At 63.2% G+C, this 17,390-nt stretch carries 15 protein-coding genes; 5 read left to right on the top strand and 10 right to left on the bottom strand.

What is annotated here, in order from left to right; genetic code table 11:
* Position 1: 1 nt before the first annotated feature.
* The 8 genes from Azoinq_RS09015 to Azoinq_RS08980 form a co-directional block, all read right to left on the bottom strand.
* Positions 2–550 carry a chemotaxis protein CheW gene (locus Azoinq_RS09015; protein WP_216129845.1) on the bottom strand — a complete coding sequence of 183 codons (549 nt, stop codon included), beginning with the start codon at positions 548–550 and terminating at the stop codon, positions 2–4.
* Entirely contained in the window at positions 535–2,136 is a 1,602-nt protein-coding gene (locus tag Azoinq_RS09010; protein ID WP_216129848.1) for a methyl-accepting chemotaxis protein, read from the bottom strand. Before Azoinq_RS09010 ends, Azoinq_RS09015 begins: the two co-directional genes overlap by 16 nt.
* Positions 2,121–4,436 carry a chemotaxis protein CheA gene (locus Azoinq_RS09005; RefSeq protein ID WP_216129850.1) on the bottom strand — a complete coding sequence of 772 codons (2,316 nt, stop codon included), beginning with the start codon at positions 4,434–4,436 and terminating at the stop codon, positions 2,121–2,123. Before Azoinq_RS09005 ends, Azoinq_RS09010 begins: the two co-directional genes overlap by 16 nt.
* A 10-nt stretch (positions 4,437–4,446) precedes the next feature.
* Entirely contained in the window at positions 4,447–4,773 is a 327-nt protein-coding gene (locus Azoinq_RS09000; RefSeq protein ID WP_216128402.1) for an STAS domain-containing protein, read from the bottom strand.
* A gap of 76 nt (positions 4,774–4,849) precedes the next feature.
* Positions 4,850–5,218, bottom strand: coding sequence for a response regulator (locus Azoinq_RS08995; protein ID WP_216128403.1), 369 nt, complete (start codon positions 5,216–5,218; stop codon positions 4,850–4,852).
* Between the two features lie 13 nt (positions 5,219–5,231).
* Complete coding sequence (locus Azoinq_RS08990) at positions 5,232–6,398, bottom strand: methyl-accepting chemotaxis protein (RefSeq protein ID WP_216129852.1); 1,167 nt, start codon at positions 6,396–6,398, stop codon at positions 5,232–5,234.
* Positions 6,399–6,667: 269 nt separating this feature from the next.
* Entirely contained in the window at positions 6,668–7,324 is a 657-nt protein-coding gene (locus tag Azoinq_RS08985) for a response regulator (protein ID WP_216129854.1), read from the bottom strand.
* A 6-nt stretch (positions 7,325–7,330) separates the two neighbouring features.
* Entirely contained in the window at positions 7,331–10,432 is a 3,102-nt protein-coding gene (locus Azoinq_RS08980; protein WP_216129855.1) for a PAS domain-containing sensor histidine kinase, read from the bottom strand.
* Positions 10,433–10,737: 305 nt separating this feature from the next.
* Here Azoinq_RS08980 and Azoinq_RS08975 point away from each other — a divergent pair, with 305 nt between their 5' ends.
* Both Azoinq_RS08975 and Azoinq_RS08970 read left to right on the top strand, forming a co-directional pair.
* Complete coding sequence (locus Azoinq_RS08975) at positions 10,738–11,556, top strand: class I SAM-dependent methyltransferase (protein WP_216129857.1); 819 nt, start codon at positions 10,738–10,740, stop codon at positions 11,554–11,556.
* Between the two features lie 9 nt (positions 11,557–11,565).
* Positions 11,566–13,428: an ATP-binding protein gene (locus Azoinq_RS08970; protein ID WP_216129859.1), complete on the top strand. Its 1,863-nt coding sequence runs from the start codon at positions 11,566–11,568 to the stop codon at positions 13,426–13,428.
* Here Azoinq_RS08970 and Azoinq_RS08965 read toward each other — a convergent pair.
* Positions 13,418–14,068, bottom strand: a complete 651-nt coding sequence (locus tag Azoinq_RS08965; protein ID WP_216178409.1) for a response regulator — start codon at positions 14,066–14,068, stop codon at positions 13,418–13,420. The genes Azoinq_RS08970 and Azoinq_RS08965 overlap by 11 nt on opposite strands.
* Positions 14,069–14,188: 120 nt before the next feature.
* On the opposite strand from Azoinq_RS08965, the gene Azoinq_RS08960 reads away from it, so the two are divergent.
* Complete coding sequence (locus Azoinq_RS08960; RefSeq protein WP_216129861.1) at positions 14,189–14,707, top strand: PhaM family polyhydroxyalkanoate granule multifunctional regulatory protein; 519 nt, start codon at positions 14,189–14,191, stop codon at positions 14,705–14,707.
* Between the two features lie 73 nt (positions 14,708–14,780).
* On the opposite strand, the gene mpl is transcribed toward Azoinq_RS08960, so the two are convergent.
* Positions 14,781–16,148 (bottom strand): UDP-N-acetylmuramate:L-alanyl-gamma-D-glutamyl-meso-diaminopimelate ligase, encoded by a 1,368-nt coding sequence (gene mpl / locus Azoinq_RS08955; protein WP_216129863.1) that lies wholly within the window; start codon positions 16,146–16,148, stop codon positions 14,781–14,783.
* 58 nt (positions 16,149–16,206) lie between these two features.
* Between mpl and Azoinq_RS08950 the strand changes: the two genes are divergently transcribed.
* Both Azoinq_RS08950 and Azoinq_RS08945 read left to right on the top strand, forming a co-directional pair.
* A complete protein-coding gene (locus Azoinq_RS08950; protein ID WP_232368448.1) occupies positions 16,207–16,815 on the top strand; it encodes a hypothetical protein in 609 nt (202 codons plus the stop codon).
* Positions 16,812–17,360, top strand: a complete 549-nt coding sequence (locus Azoinq_RS08945) for a TlpA family protein disulfide reductase (RefSeq protein WP_216129865.1) — start codon at positions 16,812–16,814, stop codon at positions 17,358–17,360. The genes Azoinq_RS08950 and Azoinq_RS08945 overlap by 4 nt, the downstream gene beginning before the upstream one ends.
* Positions 17,361–17,390: the final 30 nt, after the last annotated feature.

Raw genomic sequence — 17,390 nt, 5'->3', positions numbered from 1 at the left:
CCTACATGGTTTGGGCCGGAGAGGCATCCGCCAGACCGCCAATGGCCGCCAGTTCTTCCACGGACAACACCCGATCCGCGTCCAGAAGAATGACGAAGCCCTTGGCCACCTTGCCCATGCCAGCGATGAATTCGGAGCGGATGCGGGCACCGAAGCTGGGGGGCGGCTCGATTTGATCCGCCGGAATATCCAGCACCTCATTCACCGCATCCACCAGCACCCCCAGCACCTGCTGGCCCACCTCGGTCTCCACCTCCACGATCACCACGCAACTGCGCCGGGTGACCTGGGAAGGGGGACGGCCAAAGCGCACGGACAGATCGATGACCGGTACCACGGCGCCCCGCAGGTTAATCACCCCCCGCATATAGGCGGGCATCATGGGCACCGGGGTCAGGGCGCCGAACTCGATAATTTCCTTGATGGTCAGGATGCTCAGGCCGAACAGTTCCCCGGACAGCTGGAAAGTGAGGAATTGCTGCTGTTCCACCGCCCCCCCATCCCGGGCCGCCTCCCGGCCCGGCTGTTTGGTGGTTACGAGCGCACCCATGCCGCACCTCCTTCGAAGTGTTCGAAGTCCTTATCCTCGGCGGAGGGCCGGGCTAGTACCTTGGGGGAACCGCTACGCTTCACGGACTTGGCTTCCCCTTGGCCGGCCTTGCCATCGTTCTTCAGCTTGAAGAAGGACATGAGCTCTTGCAGTTGCACCGCCTGACCGCTCATTTCTTCGGCGGTGGCCGCCAGTTCTTCGGAAGCGGCGGCATTCTGCTGGGTGGTCTGATTCAGCTGGCCCACGCCGGTAGCCTGTTCCTGGGAAGAAGCGGTAATTTCCTGGACCAGATCGGAGGTTTTGCGGATGGCCGGCACCATTTGATCCAGCAGATTGCCCGCCTTTTCCGCCAGTTGCACACTGCCGCTGGCCACTTCGCCGATTTCCTGGGCCGCTTCCTGGCTCCGTTCCGCCAGCTTGCGCACTTCCGCCGCCACCACCGCAAAACCCTTGCCGTGTTCCCCGGCCCGGGCCGCTTCAATGGCCGCGTTCAGGGCCAGCAGATTGGTCTGGTAGGCAATATCGTCGATGATGCCGATTTTGTCCGCGATGCGTTTCATGGCGGTCACCGTTTCCCGCACCGCATCCCCGCCCTCGTTGGCCTGACCGGCGGATTGGGAGGCCATGCCATTGGTGACCTTGGCGTTTTCCGTATTCTGATTCACGGAAGCGCTCATTTCCTCAATGCTGGCCGCCTGTTCGGAAGAGGATTGGGACAGGGACTGGGAGGTGGCGGACACCTGCTCGGAGGCGCTGGATAGATTGTCCGCCGCCGACCGCACTTCCCCGATGATCTGGTTGAGCTTGGCAATCATGTTGGCCATGGCTTCCATCAACTGGCCCACCTCATCCCGGGAGCTGGCAACCAGGCGCACGCTCAGATCCCCTTCCGCCAGGGCATTGGCCGCGCCCAGAGCTTCGATCACCGGTTTGGTAATGGAACGGGTAATCCAGAAAGCCAGGCCGGAGGAAACAATCACCAAAATGATGGCGATGATGATTAGCTGGTTACGGCTCTGGGCATTGGCATCCGCCGCAGATTTGGCCGCTTCCGTAAAGGAGTCGCTTTCATAGTCCAACAAAGCTTGTAAGGCGGAGTTTTCTTCGTTGGTAATTTGGCTGAATTCCCCGAACAGGTATTCGGATGCCTTGGTAGCGTTGTATTGGGGCGAAGAAGTGTCCGCGTAGGCCTTCATGTTTTCCACGGGACCGGCCAAGCGCTTACGCACATCGTTAATGGTGTGCATCAGCTCCTTTTCTTTGTCGGTAGACATGAGCTTTTCCAGCTTATCGAACTGTTCGCTGTTGTCCCGACGTAAGCGATCAATCGCTTCGATCTGGCGCTTTTCCTCCGCCTTGTCGTTAGTAATGATCAGGGAGCGAAAAGCTACATTGAAGTTCGCCAGATTCTGCACCACCCGATTGGCGGTCTGAGCCGCCGCCCAGCGCTGGTTGGCCAGCTCCTGAATGTGATCGTTCAAAGCATCCAGACGCACCAAAGCCACCATCACAATGGCAATGGTCAGAAGAATGGCGAGACCAAAGCCGATGGCCAGACGCAGGCCGATTTTCAAATTGCTGAACATGGGAGATTCCTTTCCAAAGAAGTCTTCGAGGATTCAGAAGCAGGTGTTGCAAATTGGTTGTGCTGGGAGCCATCCACGCTTTTCTCGTGGTTAGCGGCGATCTGGGCCAGGGCGGAGACATCCACGATCAGGGCCACTTCTCCACTGCCCAGGATGCTGGAGCCGGAGATGCCCCGCAGGTGCCGGAAGAGTTGGCCCAGAGGTTTGATTACCGTCTGCAATTCCCCTTGCAGTTCATCCACCACCACCCCGATGCGCCGGCCCAGGTAATGGACCACCACGATGTTTTCCCGCCGGGGCACTTCCCCTTCCACCCCGAACAGTTCCCGCAGCCGTACGTAGGGCAGCACTTCCCCCCGCAGGTTGGTGTAGTGCCGCCGGTCATTGCCGATGTCTTGCAGGGCCACGCATTCCCGTACCGCTTCCAGGGGCAGAACAAAGGGCACGCCCCCGACCCGCACCAGGAAGCCGTCGATAATGGCCAGGGTCAAAGGCAGGCGCAGCCGGATGGTGGTGCCCTTCCCCGCCTCCGTATCGATTTCCACATTGCCCCGGAGCCCGGTGATTTCCCGTTTCACCACGTCCATCCCCACGCCTCGCCCGGAGATGTTGGTGACCTTTTCTGCGGTGGAGAAGCCGGGTTCGAAGATCAGGGCGTACAGTTCCCCGTCTTCCGGGTCCTGGCCTTCCGGCACCAGGCCCCGTTCCCGGGCCCGGCTGAGGATCTTTTCCCGATTCAGGCCCCGGCCGTCGTCCCCCACTTCCACCACGATGCTCCCCGAGTCGTGGAAGGCGTTGAGCCGGATATGGCCCTGTTCCGCCTTCCCCGCCGCCAGCCGCTCGGCCCGGGTTTCCAGGCCGTGGTCGATGGAGTTCCGCACCAGGTGCATCAGGGGGTCCCCGATCTTTTCCACCACGGTTTTGTCCAGCTCGGTTTCCGCTCCCGTAATGTCCAGGGCAATGACCTTGTCCAGGTCCTTACTCATTTCCCGCACCACCCGGTGGAAGCGGTTGAAGCTATCGCCGATTTCCACCATGCGTAGCTTTAAGGCCACGTCCCGGATTTCTTCCACCAGCCGGGAGACGGAGTAGGAGGATTCCATCAGCTGCCGGTCCTTGCGCCGCTTGGCTTCCAGGTGGGCCGTGGCCCCAGCGATGACCAGTTCCCCCACCAGGTTGATGAGCATGTCCAGCTTTTCCGCATGGACCCGCACAAAGCGGTTTTCTCCTGCGCGCTTTTCTTTTTCCTTGGCCACGTGCTGGTGTTCCAGGGCGGCTTCCACCACCTTGGGCTGGACCATGCCCTGCTCCACCAGGATTTCCCCCAGGGGTACTTCCGCCGCATTGCCGATCTTGGCCTGGTGGGCCAAGCCCAGTTCCAGTTCCTTGGGGGTCAGGGCGCCGGCCGCCACCAGGATTTCTCCTAGCCGCTCCGGTCCTTCCGGCAGTTCGTGGATCAGGTCCACAAAGTCCTGGGCCCGGCTCCGGGGGGGCAGGAGGCGCAGCTGGCAGTCGCTCCAGACGAAGTCGAAGACGTGTTCGATGGTGGCTTTGTCCGCCTCGGATTCCAGCTCGATTTCAAACCCCAGGTAGCAGTCCAGGGGATTCATCTGGTCGGCCTCCGGCATGGCGTCCGGCAGGGTGGTGATGTGGGCGATGCGGCCGATCTGGGAGAGGTAGCGGAGGAAGCCCAAGGGGTCCATGCCGTTTTGCAGCACCCCGGGCTTAAAGCGCAGGGAAAGGTGCCAGGCGTCCCGGCCCGGGGCGTCCCCCGCCGGGGCGCCGTCTTCCACGGCTTCCGGAATGACCCCGGGGGCGGAGGCGGAGGGGGCGGCGCTGTCGCTCCCTGCCCCCACTCCCGTACCCACGCCCGCCGGGCCAGGGGTGGCCTCCGGGGCGCCCACGGCCTGGTGCAGGCGAGTCACCAGGGTTTGCTCCCGGGCCGCCATGGGGGCGGCCGGGGTTTCTTGACGTTCCGTGCAGGCGATCAGGTCTTCCAGGTGGTCCCGGCATTCCAGGAGCAGCTGGACCAGGTTGCCGTCCAGGCTCACTTTGCCGTCCCGTACCTGGGACATGAGGGTTTCCACGTTGTGGGTGAAGCTCACCACCGGGGCCAGGTCGAACATGCCCGCCGACCCTTTAATGGTGTGGGCCGCCCGGAACAGGGCATTGACCCGCTCCGGATCTGCGTCGCCATCCGCCAGGGCTTCCAGGTTCTCTTCCATGACCTGGAGCAGATCCCGGCTTTCTTCGTAAAAGGTCTGGAGAGCTGCTTCCAGGCCGGCTAGGGGATTGTCCATGTCCGCTCCTTTACGCTGCCCAGTTTTCTTTCACCGGCAGGGCATCTCCGAAATAGGCGGACATGTCCAGCAGTTCCAGCACTTCCAGGGTGGCCGGGCTGTGGGCCACCATGCGCAGGGTCTTTAAGGCTTTGGCCGCTTCCCGCTTGGCCAGGATCAGCACTTGAAACCCTGCCGTATCCACTTCTTCCACGCCGGACAGGTCGATTTCCATTTCCTGGCAGCGTTCCAGTTCGCCCATCAGGGCGTCTTTCACGTCCGTGGCGCTGTAGATGGTCAGTTCTCCGTCCAGAATGGCCCGGCTGATTTGCCCTTGTTGCTCGATACGTAGCGACATGAAGCCCCCCTTCATCTATCCATGAATGTTTGAACTTCCGGGTGTGGAGCGGCGATCCGCCGCTTGGGAATTTGCTTTAGGCCATCACCAGCTTGCCCACCGCGGCCAGCATCTGGGCTGGCTGGAAGGGTTTCACCACCCAGGCTTTGGCCCCGGCGGCTTGGCCCTGTTTCATCTTTTCCGCTTCGGATTCGGTGGTGAGCATGATCACCGGTGTGAATTGGTAGCCGGGCTTTTGTTTCAGTTGCCGCACGAAGGTGATGCCGTCCATCCGGGGCATATTCACGTCGCTCACCACCAGATGTACTTTCCGTCCGTCCAGCTTGCTTAGGGCATCTACCCCGTCGCAGGCTTCGATCACGTCGTAGCCCGCGCCACTGAGGGCGATCTTGACCACCTGCCGCAGGGAGGTGGAGTCGTCCACGATGAGGATCGTTTTAGCCATGGGTTGCGCTCTCCTAGAAAAAGGTGATGCCCGCCGGTTCTGGTTGGCTGCCGCCCGGGGCATTGCCGTGATGCACGGCGTGTTGTTCTGCCGTGGTGTAGGTGTCTTCCAGGGCTCCCAGCCAGCTCCGGGCGTCCGGCACCTGGCCTTCGTCCGTGTCCGGGTGGCTCAGTAGGTCTTTGAGTTTGTCCATGTCCCGGGAGACGTGGGAGAGGATTTGGTCGATCCGGTCTTGGAACTGGAGGGATACCAGTACCCCGGCGATTTCGCTGCCGATGCCGGCGGATTCTTCCTGGAGGTGGGCCGAGGCTTCCCCCAGGCTTTCCATGGAACGCCGGAAGCCTTCCAGCACCCCCGCCACTTCGCCTTCCGCCGTGCTGATCACCTGTTGTTCTTCTTTGGCGTATTGCTCCGCCGCCGCCAGGGCCGAGGCGATGGTGCTGTTCACCACCCCCACCGTTTCCCGTATCCGGGAACCGGTCTGCCCTGATTCGTTGGAGAGCTTCCGCACTTCGTCTGCCACCACCGAAAACCCCCGCCCCGCTTCCCCCGCCCGGGCCGCTTCAATGGCCGCATTCAGGGCTAAGAGATTGGTCTGGGACGCGATCTTGCCTACGTCTTCTGCCATGGCATGCAATTGTTCGGTGAGGGCGTTCAATTCCCCGATGTCCTTGAGCAGGACCTGTTTATTGTCCAGGGAAGCGCGCAGGGACTGGACCACCCCGGCGAGACGGTTCTGGCTGTCATCCAGCACCGCCCCCAGGCCGCCCCCGTCCCGGCCTTCCACCCCGTGGCGGGAAGCCTGCACCGCCGCATCCAGGCGCTGGGCCAGGGTGGAGAATTGGGAAGAAAGAGTCGCGATGGCGTCTTCTGCCTGGTGGCGTACCGTGCCCAGATGGTCGCCCCATACCGGCAGCACCTGACGGCAAAGGTCATCCAGGCCCACCACCCCGGCGGAGGGGGCGTCCGCCGGGGTTGTAGCCACCTCCTCCGGCAGGGGAGGAAGTTCGTTCCGAGGCCGACTCCAATCCAGGAGCCAAGCCGCGGCCAATGCCAAGCCCAGGGCCACACCCCAGGCCAGCAAGGAAGAAGGAAGCAGGGAGGCAAGCAGCATGGCCCCCAGGGCCAGCAGGGGGGGCAGCCCCCAACATCCCAGACGATGCCCGATGCCCTGAGTCATGGTCGATCTCCGACCTGATCAGCCGACGTTTCGGCCCGATCCGCAATTCCGGATAGGGAAGCAAGGCCATGGCTGCGTTCAATTTGAAACGGCTGGTTCATGGTTTCCGCTTGGCATGAAGGATGTATTCATGGTGCATTGCAGAAACCAGTCCAGCTATCAGCCGACATTTAAATCCGCTTCGGAAAGTCTTACACCCTGATTCGGGGTTTTCCTACAGCAAACGTCATATAGCTAACTAAACCGGAGTCATACAGGCCTTTAGGAGCTCAGCCCTCGATCAGGCCGTGGCGGATGGCGTAGCGGACCATGTCCGCATTGGAGCCCAGATGGAGTTTTTGCATCAGCCGGGTTTTGTGGGTGCTGATGGTCTTGGCGGAGAGATGAAGGGAGTCGGCCACCTCGGTGACCGGCATCCCGGACACCAGGAGCTGAAGTACCTGCAACTCCCGATCGGAGAGGAGATCGTAGGGAGAATCGTGGTGGTGGGCTCCGTCGAAAATCATGGTGTCCACCAGGGAAGGGTCGATGAAGCGCCCGCCCCCCGCCACTTTACGCACGGCGGCCAGGAGTATTTCCGGCTCCGCATCCTTGGTGATGTAACCGGAGACCCCCACCTTGAGCATGCGGGCCACGATCTGGCCCTCGTTGTGCATGGAGAGAATGAGGATGGGCAACCGGGGATAGGCCACCTTCAGGCGCTGCACCAGATCCACCCCGTGGCAACCGGGCATGGAAATGTCCAGCAGCAGCACGTCGGGTTGCAGGCCCTTGGCCAATTCCAGCACTTCATCGCCGCTGCGAGCTTCCCCCACCACTTTGAGATCGGAGGTCATGGCCATGATCTGTCGCAAACCGCCGCGCACAATGGCGTGATCGTCGGCGATGATGACGGAGATTTGGATGGCTGCGGAGAATTTGGGCATGGAGCGCTAACGGGCGATGGGGAGGGACAAGGAAATGTGAGTTCCCTGTCCCGGTGCGGATTTTAAGCGAAATACGCCCCCCAGGCTTGTGGCTCGCTCCTTGAGGCCGAGCAGACCAAAGGCTTTGCCGGGGGGCAGATGGTCCGGATCGAAGCCCCGGCCATCGTCGTCGATTTTCAATAAGATCACCTTTTCGCCGAAAAACAGGCCGATATTCACCGAACGGGCCAGGGAATGGCGGGCCGCGTTGTTCAGAGATTCCTGCACAATGCGGAACAGGGTGGTGGCCTCGAATTCCCCCAGATCCGGCTCCGGGCCTTCCCGACGGAAGCCGCACTCCATGTCCGTGTGGCGGCGGAATTCCTGGACCAGCCATTCGATCCCGGCCACCAGACCGTGATTCAACGCCGAAGGGCGCAGATTGCTCACCACCTGGCGCACCACCCGGAAGCATTCCCCCACCAGCTGGCCCATTTCCTGGGCCTTCCCCTGAATGGCCCCATCATCCGGATGGGAGAGGCGTAGCACGGACAGGGACATTTTCAGACCGCTCAGGTACTGGCCCAGTTCATCGTGCAATTCCAGGGCAATGCGTTTGCGCTCCTGTTCCAGGGATTGCTCGTGGTAGGCGGACAAACGGCGCAGATTCTGGCTGGAAACCCGCAGTTCCGCCTCAATGGCCTTGCGGTCGGAAATATCCTGCACCGTACCCACCAGCCGGGGCACCCCCCCGGCCCCGGAGAGCACCTCTACCTGCCAATGGACAATGCGAGGCACCCGGTCCCGAGCCCCGTAGGCGGGCAGGGACAGGGTGCAGTCCCGACTCGAAGGGGTGCCGTCCTGCACCGCCCGGGACAGGGCCGCTTCGATGGCCCGCACGTCCTTGGCAGCCATGGTCAGGAACAGGTCGGCAATGCCCCCCTTGGGGCCGGGGGGCAATCCCAGCATCTGGATAGCCTCGTCGGAGCAGATCAGTTCGTCCGTCGCCGGATGCCATTCCCAGAAGCCCAGGCGACCAATGCGCTGGGCCAGGGAAAGGGCCGCTTCCCGGGCTTGGAGGCGGCTTTCCATGGCCTTGCGCTCCGTAATGTCCAACATCTGGGACATCAGATAGAGGGGATGCCCCCCCTCGTCCCGCACCAGGGTGGTGGTCAGCCAGCCCCAGAGGGGGTGCCCCAGCCGGTGCCGGTAACGGATCTCACACTGGAAAGCGCTCTCTCCCCCGGCGAAGAGGGAGACCCAGGCTTCCTGGCGCAGGGGAATGTCCTCCTCATAGGTCACCTCCCAGGCGGTGCGCTGTAACAACTCCCCCTCCTCCATGCCCAGGAAGTGGCAGAAGGTGGCATTGACCATGAGATAGCGGCCGCTCAAATCCACCACGCACATGGCCACGGGGGAGCTGCCGAACAGGCGCTGGAGCAGATTCACGGAAAATTTCAGTTCATCCACCGCCGTGCGCAGGGCGGTCACATCCTGCTGTACCACAATGGCGCCGCCCCGTTTGCCCTCGGGAAAAACCAGGGGCACAGCGGAACTCAGTACGGTGCGGGCGGAACCATCGCCCCGCCAGATTTCCACGGTTTCCGGGGGCGCCACGGTCACCCCGGCCAGGGCCCGCAGCAGGGGATTGTCCTGGGGCTCCCCCAGCCGCCCCCCCACCAGATGCCGAGCCCGATAGGGGGTGGTGCCGTCGAAGGGCATATGGCCAGCCCAGATGTCCCGGGCCGCCTCATTCTCCAGAAGAATTTTGCCCGCCGCATCGGCCACCCAGACCCCCACGGGCAGGGCGGATAGCACCCGTTGCAGCAGATTTTCCCGCTGGTTGAGCTGTTCCTTGGCCAGGCTCAGGGAAGAGGCATCCCGCATGACCGCCAGGAAGGGGTAGCCCGCCGCCCCATCCATGGCATAGAAATAGACCTCCAGGGGAAACACCTTGCCGCTCCTATGCACCCCCCCCAGGCGCCCGGTGCGGGCCGCAATGCGGGCAAACACCTGGGCCGGCGAAAGCAGAGGAAAGGCGGCCCAATCCAGATCCATTAAATCCGGAAGGAGGTCCACCAGCCGCCCCCCCGGGGCCAGCAGGCGAGCAGCGGCCGGATTGCGGTGCAGGATGATGCCCTTGCCGTCAAAGGCCAGCACCGGGTCGGGGAAATGTTCCAGGAGAAAGCGCCAGTTCTGATACCACCTAGCGGCCTGCCGGGCCTTGCGGCGAAAGCGCCGGCGCCGCACCAGCCACATCCGGCCACCCCCGTAGGCCCCCACCCCGGCCAGACAACAGCCCAGGGCCACGGGCAGGGGGTAACGTTGCTCCGGCCCCTGGGGCTCGAAACGGAAGGTCCAGCCCCAATCCGCCATCTCGGTGGCGTCCGGGGAGGCAACGGACGCCACCCGGGCGGGCGCCCCCATTTCCCAATTCCCCCGGTCGGCCAGTACCCGGCAAGCCCCGCCGGGTACCGTGGGGCAAACCTGGGTGACAAAGTCCGGCGCCAGACTGCGCCAGTAGGCGCTGGTCACGGGCAGTGCCCGGCCTTCCCAGCGTTCTCCGGAGCGAAACAGCAGGCGCCAGCCTTGGGAGGAATATTCCCACCAGTATCCGTTCGCCCCCCCGGCCCCGGTCCCCAGCAAAGCCAGCCGGGTGCCGGGAGACAAGGGCTCGGTGGGGGCAAAGCGGCCCTCGGCCAAGGCCCGGCGAGACTCCTGATCCAGTACTTGGGAAAAAATCCGGGAGGGGTCATCCCCTAAGGCATCCGGGGGCGGGCGTCCTCCTCCGTAAGCCGCCAGCAGTACCAGGGTCAGGGCCAGCAGGGCCAGCAGGGAACGGCTTGCCCCCCATAAGGCCCAGGCCCAGGCGGGCCAGGTCCGATGCCATCCGGCCAGGAGCAGGCCCGACACCAAACCCGCCACGGTCCAGGCAGGATGCCAGGCGCCGGACACGGCCCCTTCCCCGCCCAGGCTGATCACCAGCCGACGGGCGCAATCTGCCACCGGCAGGCTGATAAACAGCATCCAGGCCAGGCGCCGGAGCAGGGGGGCTCCCCGCCCCATCGCCAGAACCATCCCACCGCCGCAGAGCACCTGCCAAATCACCGCCAGCCAAACATCGGGCAATACTTTCTCCCCCATCCTGAGTGATCCCGAAGGTCGGCCCCGGATCAATGGGTGCCGGACCGGGGACAGGGGCAAAACTCCCCCTCCTCCTGTATTTATTGTCCGATCTTTCGTCAGCGGCTCCGCCCCCCGGGGAGCGGGCGCCCACACCGACGCCGAACTTCGTTATGGCGTAGCTTAACCGTTTTCCCGGGAAATTCACGGGGCGGACCTTCCCGCCCCACCCGGCTCCCCGGCCGGGAAGGGGACCGTTTTACCGGGCTTGCACGTAAAATAGAATCCCTAACCCTATGGATTAACGCCCCTTGCCACCCGCCACCCGCCAACTGACCCTGCAACTTGCCGCCTTCATCCTGGTCCTGTCCCTGGCCTGGCCTATTTACGGTCTCCATGCTGGCCCCTGGCCCTGGCTCCCCCTGTCCCTGGCCATCGGGGGCTGCGCCGGATTTCTGGCCTGGCTGACCCGGCAACCCTGGTGGTGGCGCCTGATCCATTGCCTCTTCGTGCCCCTGGCCTACGGAGCCGCCCAGCTCCACCTGCCGCCCCTGGTGTATCTGGTGGCATTCATGGTTCTCATGCTGGTTTACCGGGGCGCGGTAACGGGCCGGGTGCCCCTGTATTTTTCCAATGCCATCACCGCCCAGGCCCTCCTAGCCATGGGGGAGCAGCAGCACAAAACCGCCTTGCTAGATCTGGGCGCCGGAATCGGCAGCCTCATTTATCCCATTGCCCGGCAACGCCCGGACTGGCAACTCCGGGGGTTGGAAAACGCCCCCCTCACCTGGCTGATCGGTCATCTGCGGGGGCGGGGCAAAGCCAATGTGCGGCTGGAATTCGGTGACCTCTGGCAACGCTCCCTGGCAGAAGAAAACTGGGTGTACACCTTCCTTTCCCCCGAGCCCATGGCGGAACTGGGGGTTAAGGCGGCAGAGGAAATGCCGGCGGACGGCCTGCTGGTCAGCAACAGTTTCCCCATTCCCTGGGCCGAGGCCGACTGGACGGCAACCCTGGAGGACCGGCGCACCACCCGGCTTTATTGCTATCGGGCCGAAAGCCTGCGCCAGGCCCTTGCGGTCGCCCGGCAAAGCGCCGAGAATCCGGACTCCCCGAAGCCATCGTCATAGCCGATTTACATGTTCAAGAATTGGGGCATCCGCGCCCGCATCCTTCTTCTCGCCCTGGCCCCCGCCATCGGCGTGGCCGCCCTGCTCTCCGGCTACTTCATCTACACCTCCGCCCGGGACGTGGATCGGGATCTGCGGGAATACGGCCTGGGGCTGGCCCGCCAGCTGGCGGCCATTGCGGAATACAGCACTTTTACCGGGGACCGGCAGACTCTGAACGGTATCGCCCTGGCCGCCCTGGACGAAACCCACGTGGGCGCGGTGGAAATGTTCGATGCCAAGGGAGACCCCCTGGCTTCCAGCGGCGCCCTGCCCGGCAGCCTCCATCCCCTGCCCCGACAGACCACCAGCTTTGTAGCGGAGGATGATGAGGAGCACCTGCGCCTCATCGCCCCCATTCTGCAACACCGGTTTGAAATGCAGGACCCCTTCCTAGTGGATAACCTCACCGCCAATCCGGGACGCCCGGCCCTCCTCGGCTGGGTGGCGGTGGAGGTGTCCAAGGATTCGGTCAAGCAGCGCAAGAAAGACACGGTGATTTTCATCCTCACCATTGTCACCCTGACCGTGGCCGGCACCAGTCTTCTGGCCACCATCCTGGTGCGTCAGGTAACCCGCCCCATCCTGCGCCTGGAACGGGGCGTGGCGGACATCCGCAAGGGCAATCTGCGCCTGCGGCTGCCGGCGGACGGGGGCGGAGAAATGCAGCGTCTGGAAGAAGGCTTCAACACCATGGCGGAGGAGCTGGATACCTCCCGCAGCAATCTGGAAACCCGCATCCGGGAAGCCACCGCCCAGCTGGAACAAAAGCGGGCCGAAGCGGAACGGGCCAGTCTGGCCAAATCCCGCTTTCTCGCCGCCGCCAGCCACGACCTGCGCCAGCCGCTCCACGCGCTGAACCTGTTCGTCGCCGATCTGCAACACTCCCCCCTGCCCGCCGACGGCCAGCGCCTGGCGGGCCAGATCGCCTCTTCCATTACCGCCATGTCCGAGCTGCTCAGCGCCCTGTTGGACATATCCCGCCTCGACGTAGCCGGTATCCATCCCCAACCCAAGCCCTTTCCCGTGGCCCGACTATTTGCCCGCATTGAAGCGGCCTTCCAGGCCGGGGCCCGGGACAAGGGCCTGCGCCTGCACTGCCGCCCCGGCCCCTACTGGCTCCTGGGAGATCAGGCCCTGGTGGAACGGGTGCTCGCCAATCTGCTGGCCAACGCCCTGCAATACACGGCCCAGGGCACCATATTGGTGGCCGCCCGGCGTCGGGGGAATCAAATTCAAGTGGAAGTGCGGGACAGCGGCATCGGCATCGCCCCCCAGTACCACGAAGCCATTTTTCAGGAATTTTTCCAGGTGGGAAACAAGGCCCGGGAGCAGCACAAGGGCCTGGGCCTGGGGCTGGCCATTGTGGATCGGCTAGCCAAGGCCATGGGCGCCCCCATCCATCTCAAGTCGGCACCGGAGCGGGGCAGCTGCTTCTATTTTCAATTGCCCCTGGCCGCCGCCGAGGCGGAAGCCCCCGCCCCCAGCCCCCGGGTGGTATTGCCCTGCTACGGCACGGGCTTCATGTCCGCCACCGCCCAAACCCTGGGCCACTGGCTCAGCGAGTGGAATCTGCCCTATGTGAATGCCCCCTCGGCGGAGGCGGCCCGGGAGGCCATGAGTGCGGCCGGGCAAGGGGTGTTCCTGGCCATCGGCAATGGCAGCGTTTTGGCTGAGTTGCTGACGGACGCCCCCGAGGCCTCGGGCATTCTCATCTGCCCGGCGGGGGAAAGCTGCGCCAATCCCCGTTGGCAGACCCTGCCCCATCCGGTACGCCCGGCGAAACTCCGGGCCCTGTTACAGAGTCTGCTGCCCGCCGTCCCTACAGCCTGATACCCAGGCGGGTCACGGCCACCAGGGCCTGGGTCCGGCTATTCACCCCCAGGGCCTTGAAAATGGCAGTAATGTGGATTTTCACCGTGCCTTCGGAAAGACCCAGCAAATTGGCAATGTCCCGATTGGACTTGCCCTTGGTCATGAGGCCCAGCACCTCGGCCTGACGTTCCGTCAAACCGAATTCGGAGGGTTCCGCTTCCTTGACGGCGGCGGGAGGCGCCAGATCCACCCCCATGCTCACGGGCATGAGCCGGTCCGGGGTGTAGATGTTGCCATCCAGAACACTGCGCAGGGCCGCCAGCAGGCGATCCGTGGAATAGGCCTTGGGAATGAAGCCGGAGGCCCCGTGTTTCAGGGCCCGGTTCACCGTATGGGCATCATCGTAGGCGGAGACGATCACCACCGGCACCGCCGGATAATGTTCCCGCACCTCAGACAGACAGGTCATGCCGTCCATGCCGGGCAGGGCCAGGTCCAGGAGCACCAGGTCCAGCTCGGGAGTCTGGGCCATGAGGGCCAGACCCGCCTCACAGGTGCCCGCCTCCAGCACTTCCATTTTATCTTCCAGTTGATGCAGGACCTGCACCAACCCCTCCCGGACCAGCGCATGATCCTCAATGACGAGTAACTTCAGCATGACAGCCTTGAGATGACTTTGGAATTAAGCTCATACTGTATCACCGAGCACCCGTTCCGGCATATCCCCGGGTGCATTTAATCGGGCATACACTAATGCTTTCAGACTAAGGACGGCACCATGAGCAACGATCACAACGCCCAGGATCCCCTCCAATCCCTGTGGGGCAACATGGGTTTTTCCCTGCCCGGCATGGTCACCCCCACCCTAGATACGGATGAACTGGAAAAACGCATTACGGACCTGAAAGCTGTAGAAGGCTGGCTGCGCATGAATCTTTCCATGCTGCAAATGACCATCCAGGGCATGGAAATGCAACGGGCCACCCTGAACGCGGTCAAGGCCATGGGGCAAATGGGCAAGGCGGCCCCGGCCCCCGCCGAGGGAGAAGCCCCCGACCCGGATATGGGCGCAGCGGCGGAAGCCGCCGCCGGAGCGGCCGCCAATGCCTTTTCCCAGGCCGCCATGTGGCCCTGGAATGTAATGAACCAGATGCAGGAACATCTGCAACAACAGGAAGCTGCCGCTGGGGATACGCCCCCGGCCGCCGCCCCGGATGCCACGGCCCAGGCAGCCGCCAAGGCCAGTACGGGAAAAGCCGCCCCCAAACGGCCCCGCCCAGCGAAAAAAAGCACCTAAAATCCTGGATTTTCTCCAAACCCAAGAAAAAGGCCGGTTTCCCGGCCTTTTTCTTGGCTGACTCCTCGACAAACTAAGGGGCAGTGGAGGCCTTAGCCTTCAAGGCAGCCAGCAGTTTTTCATGGATACCGCCAAAGCCCCCGTTGCTCATTACCAGAATCTGGTCCCCCGACCGGGCTTCCGCCACCACATCCGCTACCAGGGTTTCCAGGCAATCCCGGGTCAGGGCTTTCGCCCCCAGGGGCGCTAAGGCCGCCTGGGCGTCCCAGCCCAGACCGGCACTGAAGCAAAACACCCGGTCCGCCTCCGTCAGACTAGCGGCCAGGCGATCCTTCAACACCCCCAGTTTCATGGTGTTGGACCGGGGTTCCAGCACGGCCAGAATACGGGTGGCCGCACCCACCTTGTGGCGCAGGCCCGCCACGGTGGTGGCGATGGCCGTGGGGTGGTGAGCAAAGTCGTCGTAGACCGTGACCCCAGCGGCGCAACCCCGCACTTCCATGCGCCGCTTCACATTGCGGAAGCCCGCCAGAGCGGCCAGACCGTGCTCCAGGGAAACCCCCACATGGCGAGCGGCCAGCAGGGCGGCCACCCCGTTGGCCCGATTATGGTCCCCGGTCAGTTCCCAGGCGCATTCCCCCACGGGCTGTCCCCGGTGCAATAAAACAAAGCGGCCAGTGGCGTCATCCCCGTCGGCGCCCCATTCCTGGCCAGCCCCGAAACGCTCCACCTCGGACCAGCAGCCCCGCTCCAGGACCCGGTCCAGACTAGCCTCCATGCCGTTGGCGATGATCCGCCCCTGACCGGGGATGGTCCGCACCAGATGGTGAAATTGGGTCTCGATAGCCGCTAGATCGGGGAAGATGTCTGCGTGATCGAATTCCAGATTATTCAGAATGGCGGTTCGGGGATGGTAATGGACAAACTTGGAGCGCTTGTCACAGAAGGCCGTGTCGTATTCGTCTGCCTCGATGACAAAAAAGGAGGAATCGGTCAGCCGGGCGGAAACACCGAAATTCTGGGGCACCCCGCCAATCAGAAAACCCGGGTTCAGCCCCGCCGACTCCAGAATCCAGGTGAGAATGGACGTGGTAGTGGTTTTGCCATGGGTTCCCGCCACCGCCAGCACCCACTTACCCTGCAAAACGTTTTCCGCCAGCCACTGGGGACCGGACACATAGGGCAGGCCCCGGTCCAGGATTTCCTCCAGCAGGGGATTGCCCCGGGAAATGGCGTTGCCCACGATGAACACATCGGGCGCCAAATCCACCTGTTCCTTGCCATAGCCCTGAACCAGGGTGATACCCTGCTCTTCCAGCTGGGTGCTCATGGGCGGATAGACATTGGCGTCGCAACCCGTGACCCGATGACCTGCGGCCCGGGCAATGAGGGCAATGCCCCCCATAAAGGTTCCGCAAATGCCCAGAATGTGAATATGCATGCAATCTACCGGCGGTTAGAATGGTGCCGAGATTTTAACAGCCGGGGCCTGAGCAATCATGAAAACTTCCCGCCGCGCCACCGTTCTTGCCGCCCGCAGCAGCCATCAGCGCCATCACATCGCCGAGGCAGCCGCCCGGCTCATGGCCCAGGATGGGCTCCCGGACTACGCCAGCGCCAAGCGCAAGGCAGCTCGCCAGTTAGGCATTTCCGACACGGACGCCCTGCCCTCCGATCGGGAAGTGGAGAGCGCCCTGCGCACCTACCAGGCCCTCTACCAAAAGGACGAGCAACCCGCTCATTTGCGGGATCTTCGGCAAAAATCCCTGGAATTACTGGACATCTTCCGGGCATTTCGCCCCTATCTCACCGGCCCCGTCTTGGATGGCACCGCCGGGAAATATGCGGAAATCGAACTTCTGCTGTACCCGGAAAGCCCCAAGGACGTGGAAATTTTTCTCCTCAACCGGCGCCAGGATTACGTCCACCAGCCCCTGCGCCACGCCCGGGAAGAGGCCAATATCCGCCTGGACTGGAAGGGAGATGAGGTGCAGTTGAGCCTTTACCCCCCCCAGGAAGAACGGATCGCTACTCGTAACCGGGCCCGGGCAGAAGCCCTGGCCGCCCTGCTCCAGGGCCCGGCCTCCATTGAAACGGAAATTTCATGAGCACTCTCGGCAAATCCCTCACCGTCCTGGCCTTGGCTCTGGGCGCCACCCTGATCGGCTACCTGAGTGGCCAAGCCCCCCGTTCCGACGCCGCCCCAGCCGCCGCTCCCCGCGCTTTTCCGGAAAGCACCTGGGCCCAGGGGGGAACGGACCTGGAAGGCCGTCCCCACAGTTTTCAGGAATATCGGGGCAAGATTCTCCTGATCAACTTCTGGGCCACCTGGTGTCCCCCCTGCCAAAAAGAAGGTCCGGCCCTCCAGCGACTGGAAGAGAAACTCCAGGCCCATGGGGTACAAATAGTGGGTATCACCATTGATCAAGCCGCTAATTTGCAGACTTATGTGGATAAGCATCCGAGCCATTACCCCCTGTGGCTGGCCACACCCCAAACCGCCCGGCTCATGGCTAGCCTGGGCAATCCCCAGGGGGGACTGCCCTTCTCCGTGATCCTGGATCGCTCCGGACAGGTGCGCAAAGTCCTGCTGGGCGCCATCAACGAAACGGAAACGGAAAACTTGCTATCGTCATTAGCTCAAGGCCAATAGGGCCGCCCCACAAGGAACTCCGGCGAAACT

The sequence above is a fragment of the Azospira inquinata genome (assembly GCF_018905915.1).
Classification (GTDB): Bacteria; Pseudomonadota; Gammaproteobacteria; order Burkholderiales; family Rhodocyclaceae; genus Azospira; species Azospira inquinata.
This window is presented reverse-complemented; position numbering and strand designations above follow the sequence as displayed.

Bases quoted from the DNA above. Each gene is read 5' to 3' on its own strand.
- Azoinq_RS09000 (WP_216128402.1), bottom strand. From the start codon at position 4,773: ATGTCGCTACGTATCGAGCAACAAGGGCAAATCAGCCGGGCCATTCTG.
- Azoinq_RS08950 (WP_232368448.1), top strand. From the start codon at position 16,207: ATGAAAACTTCCCGCCGCGCCACCGTTCTTGCCGCCCGCAGCAGCCAT.
- mpl (WP_216129863.1), bottom strand. From the start codon at position 16,148: ATGCATATTCACATTCTGGGCATTTGCGGAACCTTTATGGGGGGCATT.
- Azoinq_RS08970 (WP_216129859.1), top strand. From the start codon at position 11,566: ATGTTCAAGAATTGGGGCATCCGCGCCCGCATCCTTCTTCTCGCCCTG.
- Azoinq_RS08960 (WP_216129861.1), top strand. From the start codon at position 14,189: ATGAGCAACGATCACAACGCCCAGGATCCCCTCCAATCCCTGTGGGGC.
- Azoinq_RS09005 (WP_216129850.1), bottom strand. From the start codon at position 4,436: ATGGACAATCCCCTAGCCGGCCTGGAAGCAGCTCTCCAGACCTTTTAC.
- Azoinq_RS09015 (WP_216129845.1), bottom strand. From the start codon at position 550: ATGGGTGCGCTCGTAACCACCAAACAGCCGGGCCGGGAGGCGGCCCGG.
- Azoinq_RS08995 (WP_216128403.1), bottom strand. From the start codon at position 5,218: ATGGCTAAAACGATCCTCATCGTGGACGACTCCACCTCCCTGCGGCAG.
- Azoinq_RS08990 (WP_216129852.1), bottom strand. From the start codon at position 6,398: ATGACTCAGGGCATCGGGCATCGTCTGGGATGTTGGGGGCTGCCCCCC.
- Azoinq_RS08985 (WP_216129854.1), bottom strand. From the start codon at position 7,324: ATGCCCAAATTCTCCGCAGCCATCCAAATCTCCGTCATCATCGCCGAC.
- Azoinq_RS08965 (WP_216178409.1), bottom strand. From the start codon at position 14,068: ATGCTGAAGTTACTCGTCATTGAGGATCATGCGCTGGTCCGGGAGGGG.
- Azoinq_RS08945 (WP_216129865.1), top strand. From the start codon at position 16,812: ATGAGCACTCTCGGCAAATCCCTCACCGTCCTGGCCTTGGCTCTGGGC.
- Azoinq_RS09010 (WP_216129848.1), bottom strand. From the start codon at position 2,136: ATGTTCAGCAATTTGAAAATCGGCCTGCGTCTGGCCATCGGCTTTGGT.